Source organism: Leptolyngbya sp. GGD (genome assembly GCF_026735145.1).
GTDB lineage: Bacteria > Cyanobacteriota > Cyanobacteriia > Leptolyngbyales > Leptolyngbyaceae > Leptolyngbya > Leptolyngbya boryana.
On record NZ_JAPQKE010000006.1, the window covers coordinates 140,045 to 158,828 of the forward strand.

The window sequence follows — 18,784 nt, forward strand, 5'->3', positions numbered from 1 at the left end:
AATTAGGGTTTCAAAGCATGGTAAATTGCGCGAACCCAAATCATGGGATATTCACGCAGCGACAACATAGATTGATAATCTTGAATAGCTTGTTTTAATCCTTCATTGTCTTCTTTGATCCGCCAAGATAGCCCTAATCCGGAAGCAAACAAACAATTTGAAAATGGATAAACAAATGGAAAGTTTATACGAAGCCAGTATGCAGTGAGGACATGGATTTTAGCTTTTACCTTTGACTGATTCGCGCTCTGGGTATAAGCATTGTTGCCATGAATTCGTTGAGTTTCAAGCCTTGCAGATAAAGCAACGCCTGGCCCTATTGCACAACTGACAAATTGCACGTAGGAATCATTTAAAGCAATCCCCTCTGACTCTGGCATGGGTAAGATTTTCTCTAAATGCGATCGTCGAAAGGTCAATCCCACAATTCCAGGTAAAGGCAATGGTAATTGTTTCAGTGACCCTTGTTGCATTCGCGATCGCATATCGAATTCATAAATCTGCGGAGTAGATGAATCCGTTAAAATCAACTTTCCATGCTCATCCATTAAACCCAATTGATGGTAGCTCCAAGTCGCTTGGGAATGCTGAGCGAGCAAATTCACAGCAGTCTCAACTCGCTCAGGCAACATCACATCATCTGCATCTAAAAAGCAAATCAAGTCGCCTGAGCTTGCTGCAAAGCCTGCATTAAAAGCAGAAGCTTGTCCCCCGTTTTCCTTGAGAACTGCAATAATTTTGCCATCATACTGAGCAATAACCTCTTGAGAATGATCAGTTGAACCGTCATCAACAACAATAATTTCTGTGTTGGAATAAGTTTGGCTCAAGGCACTCTCGATCGCCTGGCCTAAAAATCGCCCATAGTTATAGTTATCAATGATAATGCTAACTTTCGGTTGATCGCTCTTGATCATTTTGCCCCCCGCACTTGCTGAATGTATTGCCCTACCGTCTGTCGTGTTTCTGACCATAATCCAACAACCAACAGGGGAAAGATCGCCCACCATCCGATCTGATAGCAGAACAATGACAAGCCAAATGCACTACACCAGAGAAATGCAATACGATAGTCAGGATTTCCAATCGCTTGGACAACATAGAAATGGATCAACCCATACCCTAGTAACGTTGCCACTTCTGCCCAACCATAACCTAACAATCCAAACCGAGGGACAAGCAAACACGCTCCTCCAGCAAATAAAATGATGTGGAGAATATGAAAGAGTGCAACTTGCCAATTCCGCTGCAACACATACAAGGTCGAAGAATGGAGGTTAAACAGCGAACTCCATAATGCACTAAAAGCAATCAACGGAAATACTGACATGACCGGAATCCATTTTGCGCCAAACAAATAGGGAATTAAGATTGGGCCAAACCAACTTGCCATTGCGAGCAATGGACCTAAAGCTAAAACCTGTAAATTCATTCCGTCTGACAGCGCTTTCCGCAATCGTGGAATCTGGCTCTGCATCTGAGCGAGTGCTGAAATCGAAATCCGATAGGTCGAAGTTCTAACAAAGCTCAACACATCGACCATGCGCACCGCTAGCGCTACATAAGCCACAGCTTCCGCCCCCGCAAATCGCCCAATTAAGAGCGGATTGACCAACGATCGCAACTGAAATGCCCAATTTGCAGCGGAAAAGCCTAAGCTATACTGCACAATCTCTTGTACTAATTGCGGCTGCCACGCGAATTGAGGTCGATATCGAGACTGCGTAAACAAGAGAATCGAATCTTGCACCTGCTGTCCCAACCAGCCAATCACCATTGCCCAAACGCCAAAGCCTGAGAATGCAAGCGGCAATGCAATCAGATTGTAGGTAAATTGATTCGCTAGCTCGATCATAGCGATTGTGCGATAGTCCAACTGTCGTTCTAGCTTTGCGAGAGGAACTTGATTGATCAAGGTGAGTGGCAGAGCAGACAGCATAACCTTTGCGACTTCTCCAAATCTAGGCAGATTTATCCATTGCTCCAGCCAGAAAAAGCCCCCTAACCAGAGTCCACTCATCAGCACAAGTCCGATTACCAACAGTAACGTAAAAGCTTGATGATAGATCTGTCGCCGTTCCTCTTCCATCCGTACTAAATAGACCAGAACACCGAACTGTCCTAAGTTGTATAGATAAGTAAAGATGCCAAACACGGCAGCATAAAGCCCATACTGCTGAGGCCCAATCATCCGCGTCAGGAGAACAATACTGACCAGACTGAGAATGATGCCGCAGCCTTCGCGCAGTGCTAGAAAAATTCCGCCCTGTAAAACTTTCTGCCGTAAACTCATACCTTGTACTCAGTAAAAATCCTAAACTCGACTCATTTGGCGTTCCTGCTCTTCCTGCGACGAACTCAGCATCAAAGCGCGATCGTAAACCGCTAGAGTCTGCTGCACAATCTCATCCCAGTTGTAAACCGTCTGCACATACTGTTGAGCTGCTTCTGCCATCAGAGCAAGCGATGTTGAATGCTCGATCGCCCATTGCAATCGTTGCTGACAGGCTACAACCTGACCTGCCTCAAATAACAATCCTCGCCCATTGGCTAAAAGCTTCTGATGCACCTCAATATTACTCGCGAGCACAGGCACATTCTCATTCATCGCTTCTAGTAAAACTAACGGCATACCTTCGACATCCGATGGTAGCACGAGCAATCCTGCCCCTCGGACGACTTCAGCCAGTTTGGCTCCGACGAGTTCTCCGGTAAAGACAATCTCATTTGAGGCATACTGTTGTTTCAGCATTTCAGCATAGCCTTGGCTATCACTGTCTCCGCCGACGATCGCCAACTTCCAATCAGTCTGCTTCAAGGTAGCAAAAGCTTCGAGCAATAAATCAGGACGCTTTTCAGGAACTAATCGACCCAAGAACACAAAGTACTTTTGTGGCTGTAATCCCAACGACTGAACAAATTGAAAGGCGGGATCAGAAGCTGCATAACTGGCAGGCGCATTGGGAATATAGTGTGTGTCTCTGCCGTAAGTCGTCTGAAAGTAGTCTTGTAGATCTTCCGATACCGCAATCATGTCATCTGCAAATTTCAAGGCATTCCGCTCGCCTTGGCGCAAAATCCAACGCGAGGTTCTGCCCCACTTTGCTCGTGCCCAATCGAGTCCATGACAGGTCACAATCACACGCGATTTTGTATTCAACCGAGGTAATCCACTAAATAAAGAAGGACCCAGTGCATGAAAATGAATGATGTCGTAAGGCTGTTCTTGAAAGCCTGCGATCGTCGAAAGTGTGCCGAGAAATGAGCAACTCAGGGCATCCAATCCGCGTAAATTAAGACTGGGGATCGAAATCACCCGGACTCCATTCACCGTGTCGCGAAACAGCGATCCGGTATAAGACGATCGCGCATACAAATCCACCTGATGCCCTTGCTTAACAATGCGAGGGTATAGCTCTTGGCAATGGTGTTCGATACCGCCCTGCTGGGCAGGAAGCCCTTTCGCTCCAATGACTGCAATTCTCATAAATTTTGGAGGTAAATGAACGACAGTGAGTAAAACCGCGCCGCCCTACAAAGGCGATTCAGCAGAACTGGCGATTTGACAAACCGCTTACCAATTAAAGAAGCGTGATAATTTGAGCACAAATTCGAGCGCAAATTTGGTCAAAAATTTGATTACAAACTTGATCACAAATTGAAATCTAATTGACAATGCCAAGATAATACAGTGGCGGCTTTTTGAAACACGAGCTGAAATACTAAATTCAGCAAAAAACAAGATACTCTAATGACTCAGAAAAAATTACCGAAACCGCAATATTTTCATAATATTGCTACTTTATTTATGAGCATATCATACAACGCTAAATAGCAAATCAATATGTCCCATTTTAAGTGCTATCCTGATTGCTGCCAGAACTGCATCCAGCCGCGTCGCGTCGGGGGTCTAACCCAGCTCACCTGCTCGATTGCGTCTTTATTAAGGTAGCGAAAATCACGCGCGTTTTTCTGGCGATCGCGGTGTTTAGAAACCTTGACAGATTCGAGTGCGGTATTTGCCCAGGCATTAGCATACCCAACATGTTTTTTGGCGTAATACAATGCGGTTCGGTAAGCTAACTGAGCGCGACGATAATCGTGATCTCGATGCCAAAAAAAATTCAGCGTCGTAATCACGCGATCTCGAAGTCGAATGCGCGGGTAAACCTCTGGCACTTCTAACGCAGTAGTTTCAAGAATTTGTGTAATTTTCTCGAGGGTATTTTCTTTGAGAACTTTCAAAAGCTGAACTCGAACAAATTCTTTTCTCACACCCCAATAGTGATTGATCACGTCATCACCGACTGAAAGCTGTGTTTTTTGATCTAAAACTGCTCCGATTGCAAATTGTTCCACATTAAAGATTGGAGCAACCTGGTACAGATAATCGAGTATCTCAATGGCTGAATTAATCAGCGATTGATCAGCAGGATCAATCCCAATCACACCCGAATTGAGCATCAGCGATCGCGCAGAAATTTGGATACCAGCAATATTCATCCCCGAGCCTATCTGTTTCACAATCGGCTGCCAAAGTTCGCTTCCTCCAATCGCTGCTTCGCGAACATGCATCACAGAACATCCTGGAGCAATTCGCTCAAAAAGCTTCCGGGGATGATCAATAAAGTAAGTATCAGTATCAATCAAAGCAACAGGAGTTTGATAGTGCTCCAGCACCTTCTTCAACGCGAAAGGTTTAGCTCGATAGATATAAGCTCCATTGTTTGTCCAATCTGCGAATTCTTGCGCTGAGAACGTTAAGTGCTCAATCGGAAGTTCAATCCCAACTTCACCATGCTGGAGCAACCTTTCCGCAGAATCAGAAACAACACAGAACTTGATCTCTTCCGATTGATCCTTGAGAAATCGGAGGGCAGATAGAACGCTAAAGACAAGTTCGACCTCATACAGGCGATCGTCTCCGAACAAAAAGTATGCAATAACTTTCATAGTGCTAGGAGCAGAAAGGAACGATCGTGCCTTGCGCCCTCAAACAATCTCGTTTGCATAGGGAACACATCATAAAACAGGACGGGTTACCGATCCGGAGTAAAAAATACGAGCGAAAAAGCCGCTTAGTGCCTCTTGACTATGATTGAGGCAATGCTGAGAACGAACCGAGAAACCAAACCCTACTCACTCTATTGAATGCCGAACTCGTCGATTCGACATTCCTCCTTCTATCCTTACTAGCAGGTTGAACAAAGTCCGCAAGATTTGATTAAATTTATATTTTTTTAATGCGGCGATGCGGCAAAGCTTCAATAGTACTGTGATCAAGATCACAGCATAAGTGCGGATAAGATCGCAAGGCGTTGAAGAGACACCCGGTAAGCTAGAGAGGATAGTTTCTGCGCTATCGCCTTTTGCTTTCTATTTTCTGTGCATATGATCTCGCCTCCTCTCAGAATTGTTCAGGTGACCGATCTGCATTTATTTGCCGAATCAGATCGGTGTCTTCTAGGAATGCCAACGTTGCGATCGCTGAACGCCCTGATCACTCAACTGCGTCAATTGCGCCCGCGACCTGATCTGTTACTGCTGACGGGCGATTTATCTCAAGATGGCTCGGCAGATTCATATGCACATGTGCAGCACTTATTTGCTCCCCTTGAGATTCCCACCTATTGGCTGCCTGGCAATCATGACGACATTGAGGTGATGCAGCGATCTCTGACTCAGTTCCATGCAGAGAAATCGTTTCGCTGTAGCAATTGGCAATTCATTCTGCTCAATTCTCAAGATCCAGGTTGTGTTCACGGTCGGCTCTCGAAGGAAAGTTTGCAATGGCTTGATCACCAACTCGCCGAAAATCTCGATGCTCCGACGCTAGTCTCGCTCCATCACCCGCCCTTTACAGTGAACTCGACTTGGTTAGATACGAGTACGTTGCAGAACTCAGCAGAGTTATTGAAAGTGCTCGATCGATATCCTCAAGTCAAGCTGGTGGTGTTTGGACATATTCATCAAGAATTTCAGCACCAACGCAAAGCTGTCACTTATCTCGGAACGCCTTCAACTTGTATTCAATTTGCACGCGAAAGTGACGAGTTTGCTTTGGGAAAAGAAGATCCAGGATTTCGACTCATTGAACTTTACCCAGATGGAACCTGGCAATCGCAAGTTAAGCGAGTAGAATTTAGCTATCAGCGGGATCTAGCCGCAACGGGCTACTGAGATTGTTCAAGCTGAGGGCATTGTTGTACAAGAGAGAGCAGCCTGCCATTTTATATCTCTAAAATTATTTCTCTAAAATCAACGTGACAGGCCCATCATTCTCGATCGAAACTTGCATCATCGCTCCAAATTTCCCAGTTTCGACCTTCAATCCGCTTTCACGCAACTTCTCAACGAACCTCTCATACATCTGCTCGGCTCGATTGGGAGCAGCGGCTTGATCAAACGATGGTCGTCGTCCTTTTCGGCAATCTCCATACAGTGTGAACTGACTCACGACCAAAATTTCGCCGTTAATTTCCTGAATTGAACGATCGAATCGTCCCTGCTCTCCATCAGGAAAGACTCTGAGATCCAAACATTTACGCGCCATCCAATCAAGCTCTGCTTCTGTATCGGTTTCAGCGATTCCGACGAGAAGATTGAAACCTCGATCGATTTTTCCGATCACTTCTCCAGCGACTAATACTTGGGAGGAAGTAACTCGTTGGAGAATGACGCGCATAGGGTGGGGAGATAGAACTACGGAGTGGAATAAGACGGGTGAAACCGGGGATGCAGTAAGCGATCGACAGGATGATCCTCCTGTAAATGAGAGTGAACGATCGTCTCCACATCTTGCGGCTTCACTCGACAATACCAAATTTCATCAGGCAGGATTCGCACTGTTGGACCTAGATTACATTGTCCTTGGCAACCTGATGCAACGATCTCTACTTCAGCATCAGAACTTTCTAAGAAAGCTGCCAGTACCTCGGCTGACCCTTGAGCAAGACAGCTTTGATACTGGCAGACGAATACCTGTTTAGAAGACATGGGCAATTTCAGGAACAAAGGAGCGACAATTTTTACTTTGTCCGTTATGCCCTAGATTGCCCTTAACGACCGAAACCTTTGCCGCGATTTTCTGAAGATACGCCTAGACAAGCTTCGACTTGCGATCGCAGCGCTTCGTGATCTAGGTTTTGACCAATCAGCACTAACTGATTTTTCGGCTTGCCTTTCCACTCATCATCATCGAGTGAAAACCGCTTGCCGCTGAGGTGAAAGATGTGCCGTTTCGGACTTTCATCAAACCAGAGAATGCCTTTCGCCCGGAAGACATTGGTCGGCAGTTGGTTATCTAAGAAATGCTGGAATTTCTTGATACTAAACGGCTTATCGCTCTCAAATGAAACTGAGGTAAACCCATCGTTCTCTAAGTGATGAGAGTGGTGGTGATGGTCATGATCGTGGTCATGGTTGCAATGTCCATGATCGTGATCGCAGTTGGAATGATCATGCGCATGATCATCATGATCGTGATGGTCGTGCCCTTCATGCTGATGTTCTGCATGAGGATCAAAAAATTGATCGGATTCAAACAAGCCGACGCTGAGCAAAGCACCCAACGGAATCTCTCCCTTCACCGTTCGGAGAATCCGTGCGCCTTCTTTGATATCTCGAATCCGAACTTCTAGCGCATCGACGGTCGCTTCATCGACGAGATCCGTTTTGTTCAACAAAATAATATCGCCGTAAGCAATCTGGCTATACGCCGCTTCGCTATTGAACAGATCTAAGCTGAAGTTTTCAGAATCGACAACGGTAATGATCGAATCTAATCGAGTCAGATCCCGCAGTTCTGTGCCAAGAAATGTTAATGCGACAGGCAACGGATCAGCGAGTCCTGTTGTTTCGACTACTAAATAATCAATTTGATCCTGACGTTCTAGAACTTTGTAGACAGCATCCACCAGATCATTATTGATGGTGCAGCAAATACATCCATTGCTGAGTTCCACCATATTCTTGTCTTCGTCAGTCTGGATGATGAGTTCGTTATCAATTCCAATTTCACCGAATTCATTCACCAAGACTGCTGTTTTCAGACCTTGTTGATTGGTCAGAATATGATTCAGCAGAGTGGTTTTACCACTTCCCAAGAAGCCTGTGATAATCGTAACCGGAAGCCCAGTTTTGGGCGCGTCCATTTTAGGTTCGGACTGAGTGCTGACTGATTGCATAGCACGATCGCATCAAATATCTTTTCCCTCATTATTGCTGATAAGAATCGATTAGGATGGGATATCGTTCGTTATTCACTTGAAAAATTTCATGGCTTTAGTCGTTTACAACACTCTAACCCGCCGCAAGGAACCGTTTGAGCCAATCGAATCGGGTCACGTGAAGATGTATTGCTGCGGAGTGACAGTGTACGATTTTTGCCATTTAGGACATGCTCGATCGTATATTGCGTGGGACACGGTTCGGCGATATTTGACCTGGCGCGGCTACAAGGTGCGCTATGTGCAAAATTTTACCGATATTGATGACAAAATCCTCAATCGCGCCCGCGAAGAAGGCTCCACGATGGAAGCGGTTGCAGAACGCAATATTCAACTCTATTTCGAGGATATGCGGCGGTTGAATATTCTGGATGCTGATGCTTATCCGCGGGCAACGAATACGATCGACGGCATCAAACGCTTAATTTACGAATTAGAGCAAAAAGAATTTGCTTACGCTGCCGGGGGCGATGTCTATTACGCAGTTCAGCACGATCGAGAGTATGGCAAGCTCTCAGGACGTAAATTAGAAGACATGCAAGCCGGTGCAAGTGGGCGGGTCGATGATGAGGAACCGAAGAAGCGCTATCCATTTGATTTCGCTTTATGGAAAGGCGCGAAGCCCGGTGAACCTGCATGGGATTCGCCTTGGGGGAAAGGTCGCCCTGGGTGGCATATTGAATGCTCGGCAATGGTGCGGGAGTTTTTAGGGGAAACAATCGATATTCATGTCGGGGGTGCGGATCTAGTATTTCCGCATCACGAGAATGAGATTGCCCAATCAGAGGCGGCAACGGGTAAATCGCTCGCGAACTATTGGCTCCATAATGGCATGGTGAATGTCGATGGTGAGAAAATGTCCAAGTCGCTCGGCAATTTCACAACCATTCGCGATTTGCTCGATAAGAAAGGCATCGATCCGATGGTGATCCGGTTCTTTGTGCTACAAGCGAGCTACCGAAAACCGATCGATTTCACAAACGAAGCTTTGTCAGCGGCTCAGAATGGTTGGGAGACATTAAAAGATGGCTTGCTGTTTGGGTTTAAGCTGAATTCGGCTTTGGAGGGGGAAATCGATCGAACTTCTCAAACCGTGCAAGAATTCCAAGCCGCGATGGATGACGATTTCAACACATCCGGGGCGTTAGCGGCGCTATTCCCAGTTGCAAAAGAACTCCAGCGGCAAGGCAATATTCTAGTGCATGAAGGCAAAACTGACACTGCGCCCGATATTTTGCAAGTTCAATGGAAAACCTTGGTCGAACTGGCGAAAGTTTTAGGTTTAGAGGCAGAGCCAGAAGCAGAAAGTTCGGGCGGGTTATCAGACAGTGAGATTGAAACCCTGATCCAGCAACGGAAAGATGCGAAAAAAGCAAAAGATTTTGCCGAAGCCGATCGCATTCGCAACGATCTGCAAGTTCAAGGCATTACTTTGATCGATAAACCAGGGGGCGAAGTAATTTGGCATCGCTAGACTAGAAATCGTGTCTATAATGAGTGACTAATCTTCGTCCCGCGAAAATCCTTCAATCCTGAATTCATCCACGTTCCATGATTTCTCAACTCACACAATTCCTGAATGCGCTGGAGATTCCTGCCGATTGGATAGGACTCCGAGCCACCAAGGAATCATCTACCACTCGTTCGGTGCGCGATCGCGTTCCTGAAACCAATGGCTCGTCTCTCACGCAAGGCGTGATGGTCGAAGTCCTAGTCAAAGGGCAGATCGGCTACGCTGCTACAAATTTACTGACCTTCGAGGGAATTCAAGCCGCAGCAGCACAGGCTTATCGCCAAGCGCTTGCAGCTTCAGCATGGAATATTTATTCAACGTCGATCGAAGCGCGCCCCAAAGTTGTCGGTCAATATGTTTCGCCCTTACTAAAGCCCTTCGATGCATTGAGTCCCGGCGAAATTAACCAAATCCTGACCAAAATTACTGAAGAACTCAAGATTTCCGATCAGATTGTTCAAACTAGCGCCACGGCGTTAACGACTGAAACAGAAACCTGGTTTGTCAGCACGAATGGCTCAGAAGTCTATCAACATTTCTTCCGCATCGGCACAGACTACGCAGCAACCGCACAAGAAGGCTCTGTGGTACAACGTCGCACCAATAACGGTTGGCTCGCAGCTTGCTATCAAGGCGGATTAGAATACTTCATCACACCAGAACTTTGGCAGCGCGTACAGCAAGTGGGAGAGCAAGCGATCGAACTGCTCAACGCTGAAGACTGTCCCAGTGAGACAACCACTTTAGTGCTTGCACCCGATCAAATGCTGCTGCAAATTCATGAAAGTGTGGGGCATCCGTTAGAACTCGATCGCATTTTGGGCGATGAGCGTAACTATGCAGGCGGTAGCTTTGTCAAACTGCAAGATTTTGGCAATCTCGTCTACGGTTCACCGTTGATGAATATCACCTTTGATCCAACGGTTTCTGGCGAATTTGCCAGTTACAGCTTTGACGACACTGGCGCACCCGCCACGCGCGAATATTTGATCAAAGATGGCATTTTACAGCGCGGAGTCGGCAGCCTCGAAAGTCAAGCGAGAACAGGTGTCAAAGGAGTTGCGTGTGCCCGTGCTTCTTCTTGGAATCGTCCCCCAATCGATCGTATGGCAAACCTCAATCTCGAACCCGGAACTAAGAGTTTCGAGGAAATCATTGCAGGCATCGATCGCGGAATTTACATGGAATCCAATCGCTCTTGGTCGATCGACGATCAGCGCCACAAATTCCAATTTAGTTGTGAATATGCCAAACGCATTGAGCAAGGCAAACTCACAACCACGTTGCGGAATCCGAACTATCGAAGTATCACACCCCAATTTTGGGGAGGTTTAGTCGAAGTCGGCGATCGCTCAACCTGGCAAATGTACGGCACACCCATGTGCGGAAAAGGCGAGCCGAACCAGGCAATCACGGTCGGGCATGGCTCTCCTGTGGCGGTCTTTGCGAATATCGAAGTCTTTGGAGGGGGCGCATAGCCGATGTTAGAAGCTAGCTTTAATCAACTGGTTGACGAAATTCGTAGTCAACTCCAACCCGATGAGCAATTTACCCTCACTCTGAACTGTGAGCAAAGCCAGTTCATTCGATTCAATCACGCCAAGGTTCGGCAAACGGGAACTGTCAATGATGGCAGTCTTCAGTTGGTCTTGATGCACAACCATCGGAGTAGCTACCGGGAATTTCCGTTTACTGGCAATCTTGAGTGCGATCGTCAAACGGCTCAAACTGCGATCGCACTCCTGCGCGAAGAAGTCCCCCAACTGCCTGAAAATCCTTATCTCGTCCTGCCTTCAGGCAATCACATCAGCCGAGAATCTCATGCTGGCAAGCTCATTGCTGCTGATCAAGTTGTTTCAACCCTGCTTCCAATGGTGTCGGATCTCGATTTCACGGGAATCTATGCCGCAGGTTCTGTGATTCGAGCGTATGCGGATTCAGTCGGTCAACAACACTGGTTTGACACCGATTCTTATTCGCTAGATTACTCACTGTTTACCGCCGATGGACAAGCCGTAAAAGGCACATTAGCCGGATCGACTTGGGATGAGGCAGCCTATCAATCTCGGATTGAAGAATCGCGCGCGCAATTATCGTTAATGTCCAACGCACCAAAGCCGATTCAGCGTGGACAGTATCGCACTTATCTTGCACCGGCTGCGATCGCGGAATTGATGACAATGCTTTCTTGGGGAGGAATTAGTGAATCGTCTCACCAACAAGGCGGCAGTTGCTTTAGTGCGATGCGTCGAGGTGAGAAGAAACTTTCGCCTAAGTTCACACTGAAAGAGAATTTCACATCCGGCTTAGTTCCCAGATTTAACGAACTCGGCGAGATCGCACCCTTAGAACTTGCTTTGATCGAATCAGGCGAACTAGTCAACATGCTAACCTCGTCTGCAACCGCAAAAGAATATGGGTTGGAAGCAAATGGCGCAACCCAAGGAGAAGAACTGCGATCGCCCGAAATTCTCCCAGGTGACCTAGACCACGATGCGATTCTCAAAACCCTCGATACTGGACTATATCTATCGAATTTGCACTATTTGAATTGGAGCGATCGCCCCACAGGTCGCATCACTGGAATGACGCGCTATGCGTGTTTCTGGGTTGAGAAGGGCGAGATTATTGCGCCGATCGAAAATCTCAGATTCGATGATAGTCTCTATCAATTTTGGGGAGATAATTTGGTCGCTCTGACGAATTTTCAAGAATTTATTCCCGACATTGGAACGTATGAGCATCGCAATTTAGGCGGCGTTCTTGCTCCTGGAATGATTGTGGAAGATTTTACGTACACGCTTTAATTTCAGTCTGCAGAATCGAACCTACTGGAGTGAGTGAGTCAGGAGAACAGCCGGATGCTGCCCATGTTTGATCTCAAATCGACTGCTCTGTTAATTATTGACTTTCAAGCAGATTACTTTCACGGTGGCGCAATCCACGTCACTGGCGCTGCGGAAGTCCAACCCAAAGCTCAGCAAGTTTTAGCCACCGCTAGAACAGCAGGATTGCCCATTATCCATACCAAAGAAGTGCATCGTAAAGAAATGGTGGATTTTGGGCGAGAGCTAGATGGTGCTGAACCTGTTCACTGTCTCGAAACTTGGGCAGGAACCGATTTTCATCCTGATTTCTCTCCTCGGGATGGAGAGTTTGCGATCGCCAAACGACGCTACAGTGCTTTCTTTGCCACTGATTTAGATCTACTGCTGCGGGGTCTCGGCATCAAAACATTAGTCATCATGGGCACATTGACCAACGTGTGTGTACACTACACGGCTGTTGACGCTCACCAGCACGATTATCACTTTTATGTCATCGAAGATTGCTGCATGGGTTCAGATTGGGATGCCCATTGGGCTGCTCTCAAATCAATGGCATACTTACAGCAAAAATCCCGCTTGACTCATCACGAATTTATTGAAGCAATGTCTCGCTTAACTCAAGGTGTTGCAAATTAAGCAGTTGAATCGAGTTCAACTGCTAATTGAATTGTCTGTGCCACATTGCATCAATCAGCTATCCTTCAGATGTAAAGGCAGCCTTTAGATATCGAGAAATTGTGAATAGACATGAAAATCTATCCTGAAAGACTCGAAATTACCTGCAAAATCTAGTAGGCTAGCTTCCAATTTGTAAAATATTTTGCCAAACTTACAGTTCATGACTGTGTTTTTCAACACCCCCTATCTCCTGCTGGCACTTAGTACAGCACTCACTGCGATTCATCTGAAACTTATTTGGAGAAGTGGACATCATGGACAATTTCTAGAAGCTGCCCTGATCTGTTGGGCTGCCACTTGGTTTCTCGTCTGGCGCAACCATCAAAACTTGAAATTTGAGAGCAATCCTGTACCGAGCGCGATCGGATCATGCTGTATTGCTTGGGTCTTGCTCAGAAGTCTAGGCATTTCAGAATATGACTCTTTCTTGAGATTTGCACCGATCGTATCTGGAATTGGAGTCGCTTTACTCGCATCAGGCTTTGCTCTGAAACAGTACTGGCGCGCACTTCTCGTATTGGCATGGATGGTGATCCCGACGACGACTCTCTTAACCCAATTCGACATTTCGCCCCTTACTGCAGATGTCAGCGGTAGCCTACTCTGGTACTCCGGATTTCGGGTGATTCAAGACGGGGTTTTACTTCATATGCCGACTGGAAGTGTCGAAGTCTATCCAGGATGTTCAGGGATTCAGCTGATTTGGCAGCATTTGTTACTGGGTTGCTTGTTTGTGATTCTATTCCCAATCGGACTTATACGATCGCTGATCGTACCCCTCGCTGGAATGCTCATCGCCTTCCTCACAAACGCGATTCGGGTGGCACTGATGGCAATTCTGGTCGCTCAAAATCAGCGAGAAGCCTTTGATTATTGGCATTTAGGTACAGGTTCGCTAATTTTCTCGATGATCTCCGTCGCGTTGTTCGGTTTCCTGTGTTACTTCTTGCTCGAACAAGCCGATCGGGCTGCTGAAAACGATGAGGTGCAAGCATGAAAACCTGGGAGACCATTCGCAATTATTGGTTAGCTGCTGCGCTTGCAAGTAGTAGTTTAGTGCTGCTCAAACTCACAGTTACACCCCCTCAGAAGCTACCCCAACTTAGCTATTCTTTTCCAGCAGCCATTCCCCTGTCCCGCTGGGAATTTGTCAAAGCCACCTCAATTGGCACTCAAAAACGCTATACCCCTTCGCTTGCGACAAGCGTCGATGATTTAACGATCGCTGGACAGCAGTATCGCTATCTTCGCCAGGGTCGCTCTCTGGACATTGAGATGCGCTACTTTAATGACACCTACACCAAAGTCTCGGACATTCTTGAAGAATCTACGATTAACAACACCAAAATTGATTTCGAGACCAAGCGCTCAACGACCGGCAGCTATGCGGTCTATCAGCGATCAAATCGACTTTACTTTTCCGCCTGCATTCCAGTCACTCGGGATACGACCGTGACCGATGGCGAACTCAGAGGCGCGCAGACTCGACCCGATATTCTGATGCAGCGTGTCTTCCCCTGGTTCATCGGGAGAAGTCAACTGCGCGATTTACGCTGTCTCTGGACTAACGCCTCACTCCCAATCGATCCAAAGGCTCCAACGACAACTCGGCAAGACTTAGAGCAAGCTTGGACAGAATGGATAGAGTGGTGGCAGCAGAATTATCCGTCGATCAAAAACGAGTAGAGACGCTCCAGTAGGAACGCCTTTACAGCGTTAAGGGATTATGGCTTCCGTCTTCTGCGACGCTGAATCAAAGCTCCAAATGCGATCGCAGTCCCAGACCCCAGAATTGTCATTGGTTCTGGGACAGGAGTATTCGGGCAGTTTGGTTTATTGGGACAGATAGGATTACCTGGATTACCTGGATTACCTGGATTACCTGGATTACCTGGATTGCCTGGATTACCTGGATTACTCGAACTAACCAGTCCTCCTGGACCACCTGGAGGATTTGAACTGCTATCCTTCCCTCCACCCAAAAACGGAAGTGCACCGAGCAGCAGCAATGGTTCCCAGGGAAATCTTCTCCCACCGACCGTCGTAGGTAAGACTCCTACCGGAGGCGGGGAGGGAAGTTGCGAAACGGCTTCAGGAGGTTCACCCCCGCCCATCGCACAAGTGGTTCCTTTCAACTGCACGATAAAGTCATCAAAATCACGATCTTGTTGTCCTCGGTTCCGCACAAGTTTAGAACCTGTATCGTCCCAATTCACCATCACCCCACTCGAGCACAGATCGCTCGCACCGCCTGTGAATTTAACTTGTTGCTCTTGATTGGGATTCAGAACGTTCTCTGAGTAAAGAATTCCAGTCGGGCGACCATTAAAGCTAGATTCTAAATACAAAACGTATCGCTTGTTTCCTTTAAACGTAAATCGTGCAGTTGGATTTGCAACTGCATTGCTTGGGGTTCCTCGAAAGTCAGTATTGGTTCCAGTATGATTCCGAAACGAGGAAGGCTTAAAAATAGATTCTGCATCATCCGCAGCTTTCGTTTCTACAATCAACGGAGTTTTCTTTTTCGTATCGACTTCCATGACTCCGAAAGTCGATTGATACGCACCATGAGATTCTATGAAGTTAGAATCAAGCGTTGTATCTTGCTCAAATTGTAGCCCCGAGTTATTGATCATCGTAGCAGCACGGACTGGAACCCAGAAGTTACTGAGAAGCCATCCCCCTGTAATACTGAGGGTTAGCAGTGTCCACGATCGACGAGAGCCACGATTTGAACAACCCGCCAGTTTAAAAGTACTGACTGGATAAAAGTTTGACTTAGGGCATGTCAAACCGAAGAAACTTTTTGCCATACATTACAGACCTTACAGGAAGACGGAGAGTGTTTTGGTTGATGCCCCTGTAATCTGCACTTGGACTAAGAACGTAATTAGACGTTCTGAGGAAAAATTGCCAAAATATCAGCTATGAGACTAGGTATTTTTAGCAGGATTTTCAAATTATTGCCATAGAGTCCTGAGTTATTTTACACAAGCTTAAATAATCATCCTGAATAATTACGCAGAACCCTCTTCTTCTTTTAATGTACAAGATAAACCTCGGAAATCGTATTCCTACGGATCAAATTGGCAGGCGATCGATATCTCGATTTGCGCCGATGACAACAATCGCAATCCCTTTAGAGAGCCGTGTATTCGGATCAGGATTGATGATAAATTTTCCCTGATGACTAAAGGCAAGCAAGTTTAAGCCGTAGTGCGATCGCAGTCTCAGTTCCGCGATTGTCTTGCCATGGAAGTTTTCGGGTGCGATGAGTTCAACAATACTATTTTCAGGATCAAGCTCAAATCGTTCTAAAATTCCAGGTTTGGTCAGCGATCGCGCTAAGTCGCAACCCATTTCATGTTCTGGAAAGACAACGTGATCGGCTCCAACTTTTTTCAGCAATTTCTCGTGGATTTCTGAGGAAGCTTTGGCAACCACATGACGCACCCCGCCTTCTTTGACGTTCATCGTCGTAATGATGCTTTCCTGAACGTAATTCCCGATCGCAATAATCACAGTATCTTGCTCAAAAATTCCGGCTTCTCGGAGTGCCACTGGTTGAGTCGAGTCGATTTGGCGAGCATGGGTGACAATCCGATCGTTTAACGCTTGATCAACTCTACCCTTATCGAAGTCAGCCGCTAGAACTTCATAGCCAGAGTTATGCATCGTGGCACAAACTGCACGACCAAAGCGCCCCAATCCAATGACAGCGAACTGTCGATTTCGGTTATCCGATTTCAAACTATGGAAGAACCCTAACGACGATAAGTTCACGTCCCTGTCCTCAATATGACTCTTGATTGTTCATGATAATTTGAAAATGTTACCCAACTAGTAAATTTTCTTCAGGATAGTTAACAAAACTCGGCTTGGGATCACCCAGAATCGCACTCATTAAGAGTAAGACTCCGACCCGCCCGACGTACATGACAGCAATGATCACCAGTTGTCCAGGAATCGATAGATTTGCCGTTCCAAAGGCAGTTAAGCCAACCGTGGCAAAGGCTGAGACAACTTCAAACAGAATGTGAATGAAATCAAGTTTGGCATCGGTCAGAGCAATTAGGATGGTTGCCCCAATAACAGTGCCGATCGAGCCAACAAGCACAGCGACCGCTTTCAGAATCAGAGCGGAAGGAATCTGCCGCTGTGAGCCTAAAACAACTTCTTTGCCCTGTAGAACAGCCTTGGTGCAGTCTAATAAAACTCTGACCGTTGTAGTTTTGATACCGCCGCCCGTTCCGCCTGGACTTGCACCCATAAACATGAGCGCGATCGTGATGAACAAGCCCGCAGTCGTCATTTTGGTAATGTCGATCGTATTAAATCCGGCAGTGCGGGGTGTGACAGATTGGAACCAAGCTGCCATCAGTTGATGCGGCAGACTTAAAGCTCCAAGCGTATTGGGATTACGGAATTCGGTCGCGTAGAATGCGATCGTACCGAGAATTAGAAGCGAGATCGTGGTGCTAGTTGCAACTCTAAAATTGAGAGAAAAATTTGAGCGGCAAGGATTGCGCATGATGCGATTGCGAATCCATTGATATAGCTCCATAATGACTCCGTAGCCGATCCCGCCAAAAATAATTAATCCAGTGATCGTAAAGTTCATGACTGGATTGGTTACGTATTGCACCAAGTTGTCTGAGAACAAGCCGAATCCCGCATTATTAAAGGCGTTGACGCTGTGAAAGATTGATTGCCACAGTGCCCACAAGGGTTGATCCTGATATTGTGGGACAAAAACGGTCATCAACAGAATCACACCCGTCAGTTCAAAAACTAGAGTCGTTGCGATAATCGATTGCAGAAGCCCTGCGAGTCCTGAAAGTCCTTGGACATCCAGTGATTGTTGAACTGCGATTTTCTCTCTCAGTCCTAATCGTTTCCCAAGCAGGAGTAATAAAACTGTGGTAGCAGTCATGTAGCCAAGTCCTCCGACTTGGACTAAGAGCACCAGAAAAAACTGCCCCCAGAATGAATAAAACTTGCCGACATCGACAACTGATAGCCCTGTTACACAGACGGCTGAAGTTGCGGTGAAAAGGGCTGCAACAGGGCTGTTCCATTCTCCGGAAGCGGTTGAGAAGGGAAGCATTAAGAGCAGAGCGCCGACTAGAATTACTGCGAGAAAGCCTAGACAAATAGTACGTGCGACAGTCATGAATACGTTGCGGGAGTACGACCAAGCAGAAAGATTGTAGGCTAAATATGCAGAAGAGATTTAGCTTAGCCTGCTGATGGATCAGATTAGATTTCAGTTTCTCACGGTTCGATCGTGCTGAATCAAAATCTCGATCGTTAGCTTCATAATCCTAGCTAAATGCTCTCGATTCTGCTGGATATTCAAACGATTGAGGAATTTGAAGGTTGAGGAATTTGAAGTCAGTCATTTGAAATTCGCGCAGCAGGGAGTTTTCACAATTGTCCAAAGTAGAGAAATTGCTCAGGCCTGAATATGGTTAGCTGCTCATTCAAGAATGATATTCCTGGTCTTTATTGCTACTTTTCATCACTCAACGGTTTGT

General features: G+C 46.5%; 17 protein-coding genes. 7 read left to right on the forward strand and 10 right to left on the reverse strand.

What is annotated here, in order from left to right:
• Positions 1–2: 2 nt before the first annotated feature.
• The 4 genes from OU814_RS24020 to OU814_RS24035 all read right to left on the reverse strand — a co-directional run bounded on the left by OU814_RS24020 (position 3) and on the right by OU814_RS24035 (position 4,953).
• Positions 3–917: a glycosyltransferase family 2 protein gene (locus tag OU814_RS24020; protein ID WP_268242317.1), complete on the reverse strand. Its 915-nt coding sequence runs from the start codon at positions 915–917 to the stop codon at positions 3–5.
• The gene (locus tag OU814_RS24025) at positions 914–2,293 is read right to left on the reverse strand and encodes an oligosaccharide flippase family protein (protein ID WP_268242318.1); all 1,380 of its coding nucleotides are present in this window, start codon (positions 2,291–2,293) and stop codon (positions 914–916) included. Before OU814_RS24025 ends, OU814_RS24020 begins: the two co-directional genes overlap by 4 nt.
• A gap of 21 nt (positions 2,294–2,314) precedes the next feature.
• Complete coding sequence (locus OU814_RS24030) at positions 2,315–3,487, reverse strand: glycosyltransferase family 4 protein (protein ID WP_268242319.1); 1,173 nt, start codon at positions 3,485–3,487, stop codon at positions 2,315–2,317.
• Positions 3,488–3,861: 374 nt separating this feature from the next.
• Positions 3,862–4,953, reverse strand: a complete 1,092-nt coding sequence (locus OU814_RS24035; RefSeq protein ID WP_268242320.1) for a hypothetical protein — start codon at positions 4,951–4,953, stop codon at positions 3,862–3,864.
• A 438-nt stretch (positions 4,954–5,391) separates the two neighbouring features.
• Between OU814_RS24035 and cpdA the strand changes: the two genes are divergently transcribed.
• Positions 5,392–6,180: a 3',5'-cyclic-AMP phosphodiesterase gene (cpdA, locus tag OU814_RS24040; protein WP_268242321.1), complete on the forward strand. Its 789-nt coding sequence runs from the start codon at positions 5,392–5,394 to the stop codon at positions 6,178–6,180.
• Positions 6,181–6,244: 64 nt separating this feature from the next.
• Here the strand turns inward: cpdA and dtd are convergent, their stop codons facing one another.
• The 3 genes from dtd to OU814_RS24055 all read right to left on the reverse strand — a co-directional run bounded on the left by dtd (position 6,245) and on the right by OU814_RS24055 (position 8,186).
• Positions 6,245–6,685, reverse strand: coding sequence for a D-aminoacyl-tRNA deacylase (dtd, locus tag OU814_RS24045; protein ID WP_268242322.1), 441 nt, complete (start codon positions 6,683–6,685; stop codon positions 6,245–6,247).
• A 17-nt stretch (positions 6,686–6,702) separates the two neighbouring features.
• A complete protein-coding gene (locus OU814_RS24050) occupies positions 6,703–6,996 on the reverse strand; it encodes a (2Fe-2S) ferredoxin domain-containing protein (protein WP_326498325.1) in 294 nt (97 codons plus the stop codon).
• A 62-nt stretch (positions 6,997–7,058) separates the two neighbouring features.
• A complete protein-coding gene (locus OU814_RS24055) occupies positions 7,059–8,186 on the reverse strand; it encodes a CobW family GTP-binding protein (protein ID WP_017288791.1) in 1,128 nt (375 codons plus the stop codon).
• Between the two features lie 91 nt (positions 8,187–8,277).
• Here OU814_RS24055 and cysS point away from each other — a divergent pair, with 91 nt between their 5' ends.
• From cysS to OU814_RS24085, 6 genes are all read left to right on the forward strand, one after another.
• Entirely contained in the window at positions 8,278–9,702 is a 1,425-nt protein-coding gene (cysS, locus tag OU814_RS24060; RefSeq protein ID WP_017288790.1) for a cysteine--tRNA ligase, read from the forward strand.
• A gap of 77 nt (positions 9,703–9,779) precedes the next feature.
• Positions 9,780–11,219, forward strand: a complete 1,440-nt coding sequence (locus tag OU814_RS24065) for a TldD/PmbA family protein (RefSeq protein WP_268242323.1) — start codon at positions 9,780–9,782, stop codon at positions 11,217–11,219.
• 3 nt (positions 11,220–11,222) lie between these two features.
• A complete protein-coding gene (locus OU814_RS24070; protein WP_268242324.1) occupies positions 11,223–12,548 on the forward strand; it encodes a TldD/PmbA family protein in 1,326 nt (441 codons plus the stop codon).
• Positions 12,549–12,602: 54 nt separating this feature from the next.
• Positions 12,603–13,205: a cysteine hydrolase family protein gene (locus tag OU814_RS24075; RefSeq protein ID WP_268242325.1), complete on the forward strand. Its 603-nt coding sequence runs from the start codon at positions 12,603–12,605 to the stop codon at positions 13,203–13,205.
• 202 nt (positions 13,206–13,407) lie between these two features.
• Positions 13,408–14,244, forward strand: coding sequence for a cyanoexosortase A (crtA, locus tag OU814_RS24080; protein ID WP_017288785.1), 837 nt, complete (start codon positions 13,408–13,410; stop codon positions 14,242–14,244).
• A complete protein-coding gene (locus OU814_RS24085; protein WP_017288784.1) occupies positions 14,241–14,933 on the forward strand; it encodes a cyanoexosortase A system-associated protein in 693 nt (230 codons plus the stop codon). The genes crtA and OU814_RS24085 overlap by 4 nt, the downstream gene beginning before the upstream one ends.
• A 38-nt stretch (positions 14,934–14,971) precedes the next feature.
• Here OU814_RS24085 and OU814_RS24090 read toward each other — a convergent pair whose 3' ends face one another.
• The 3 genes from OU814_RS24090 to OU814_RS24100 form a co-directional block, all read right to left on the reverse strand.
• Positions 14,972–16,060 (reverse strand): PEP-CTERM sorting domain-containing protein, encoded by a 1,089-nt coding sequence (locus OU814_RS24090; protein ID WP_199329564.1) that lies wholly within the window; start codon positions 16,058–16,060, stop codon positions 14,972–14,974.
• A 268-nt stretch (positions 16,061–16,328) separates the two neighbouring features.
• On the reverse strand, positions 16,329–17,030 hold the full coding sequence (locus OU814_RS24095) for a potassium channel family protein (RefSeq protein WP_017288782.1): 702 nt from the start codon (positions 17,028–17,030) through the stop codon (positions 16,329–16,331).
• Between the two features lie 49 nt (positions 17,031–17,079).
• Positions 17,080–18,420, reverse strand: a complete 1,341-nt coding sequence (locus OU814_RS24100; RefSeq protein WP_017288781.1) for a TrkH family potassium uptake protein — start codon at positions 18,418–18,420, stop codon at positions 17,080–17,082.
• Positions 18,421–18,784 lie beyond the last annotated feature (364 nt).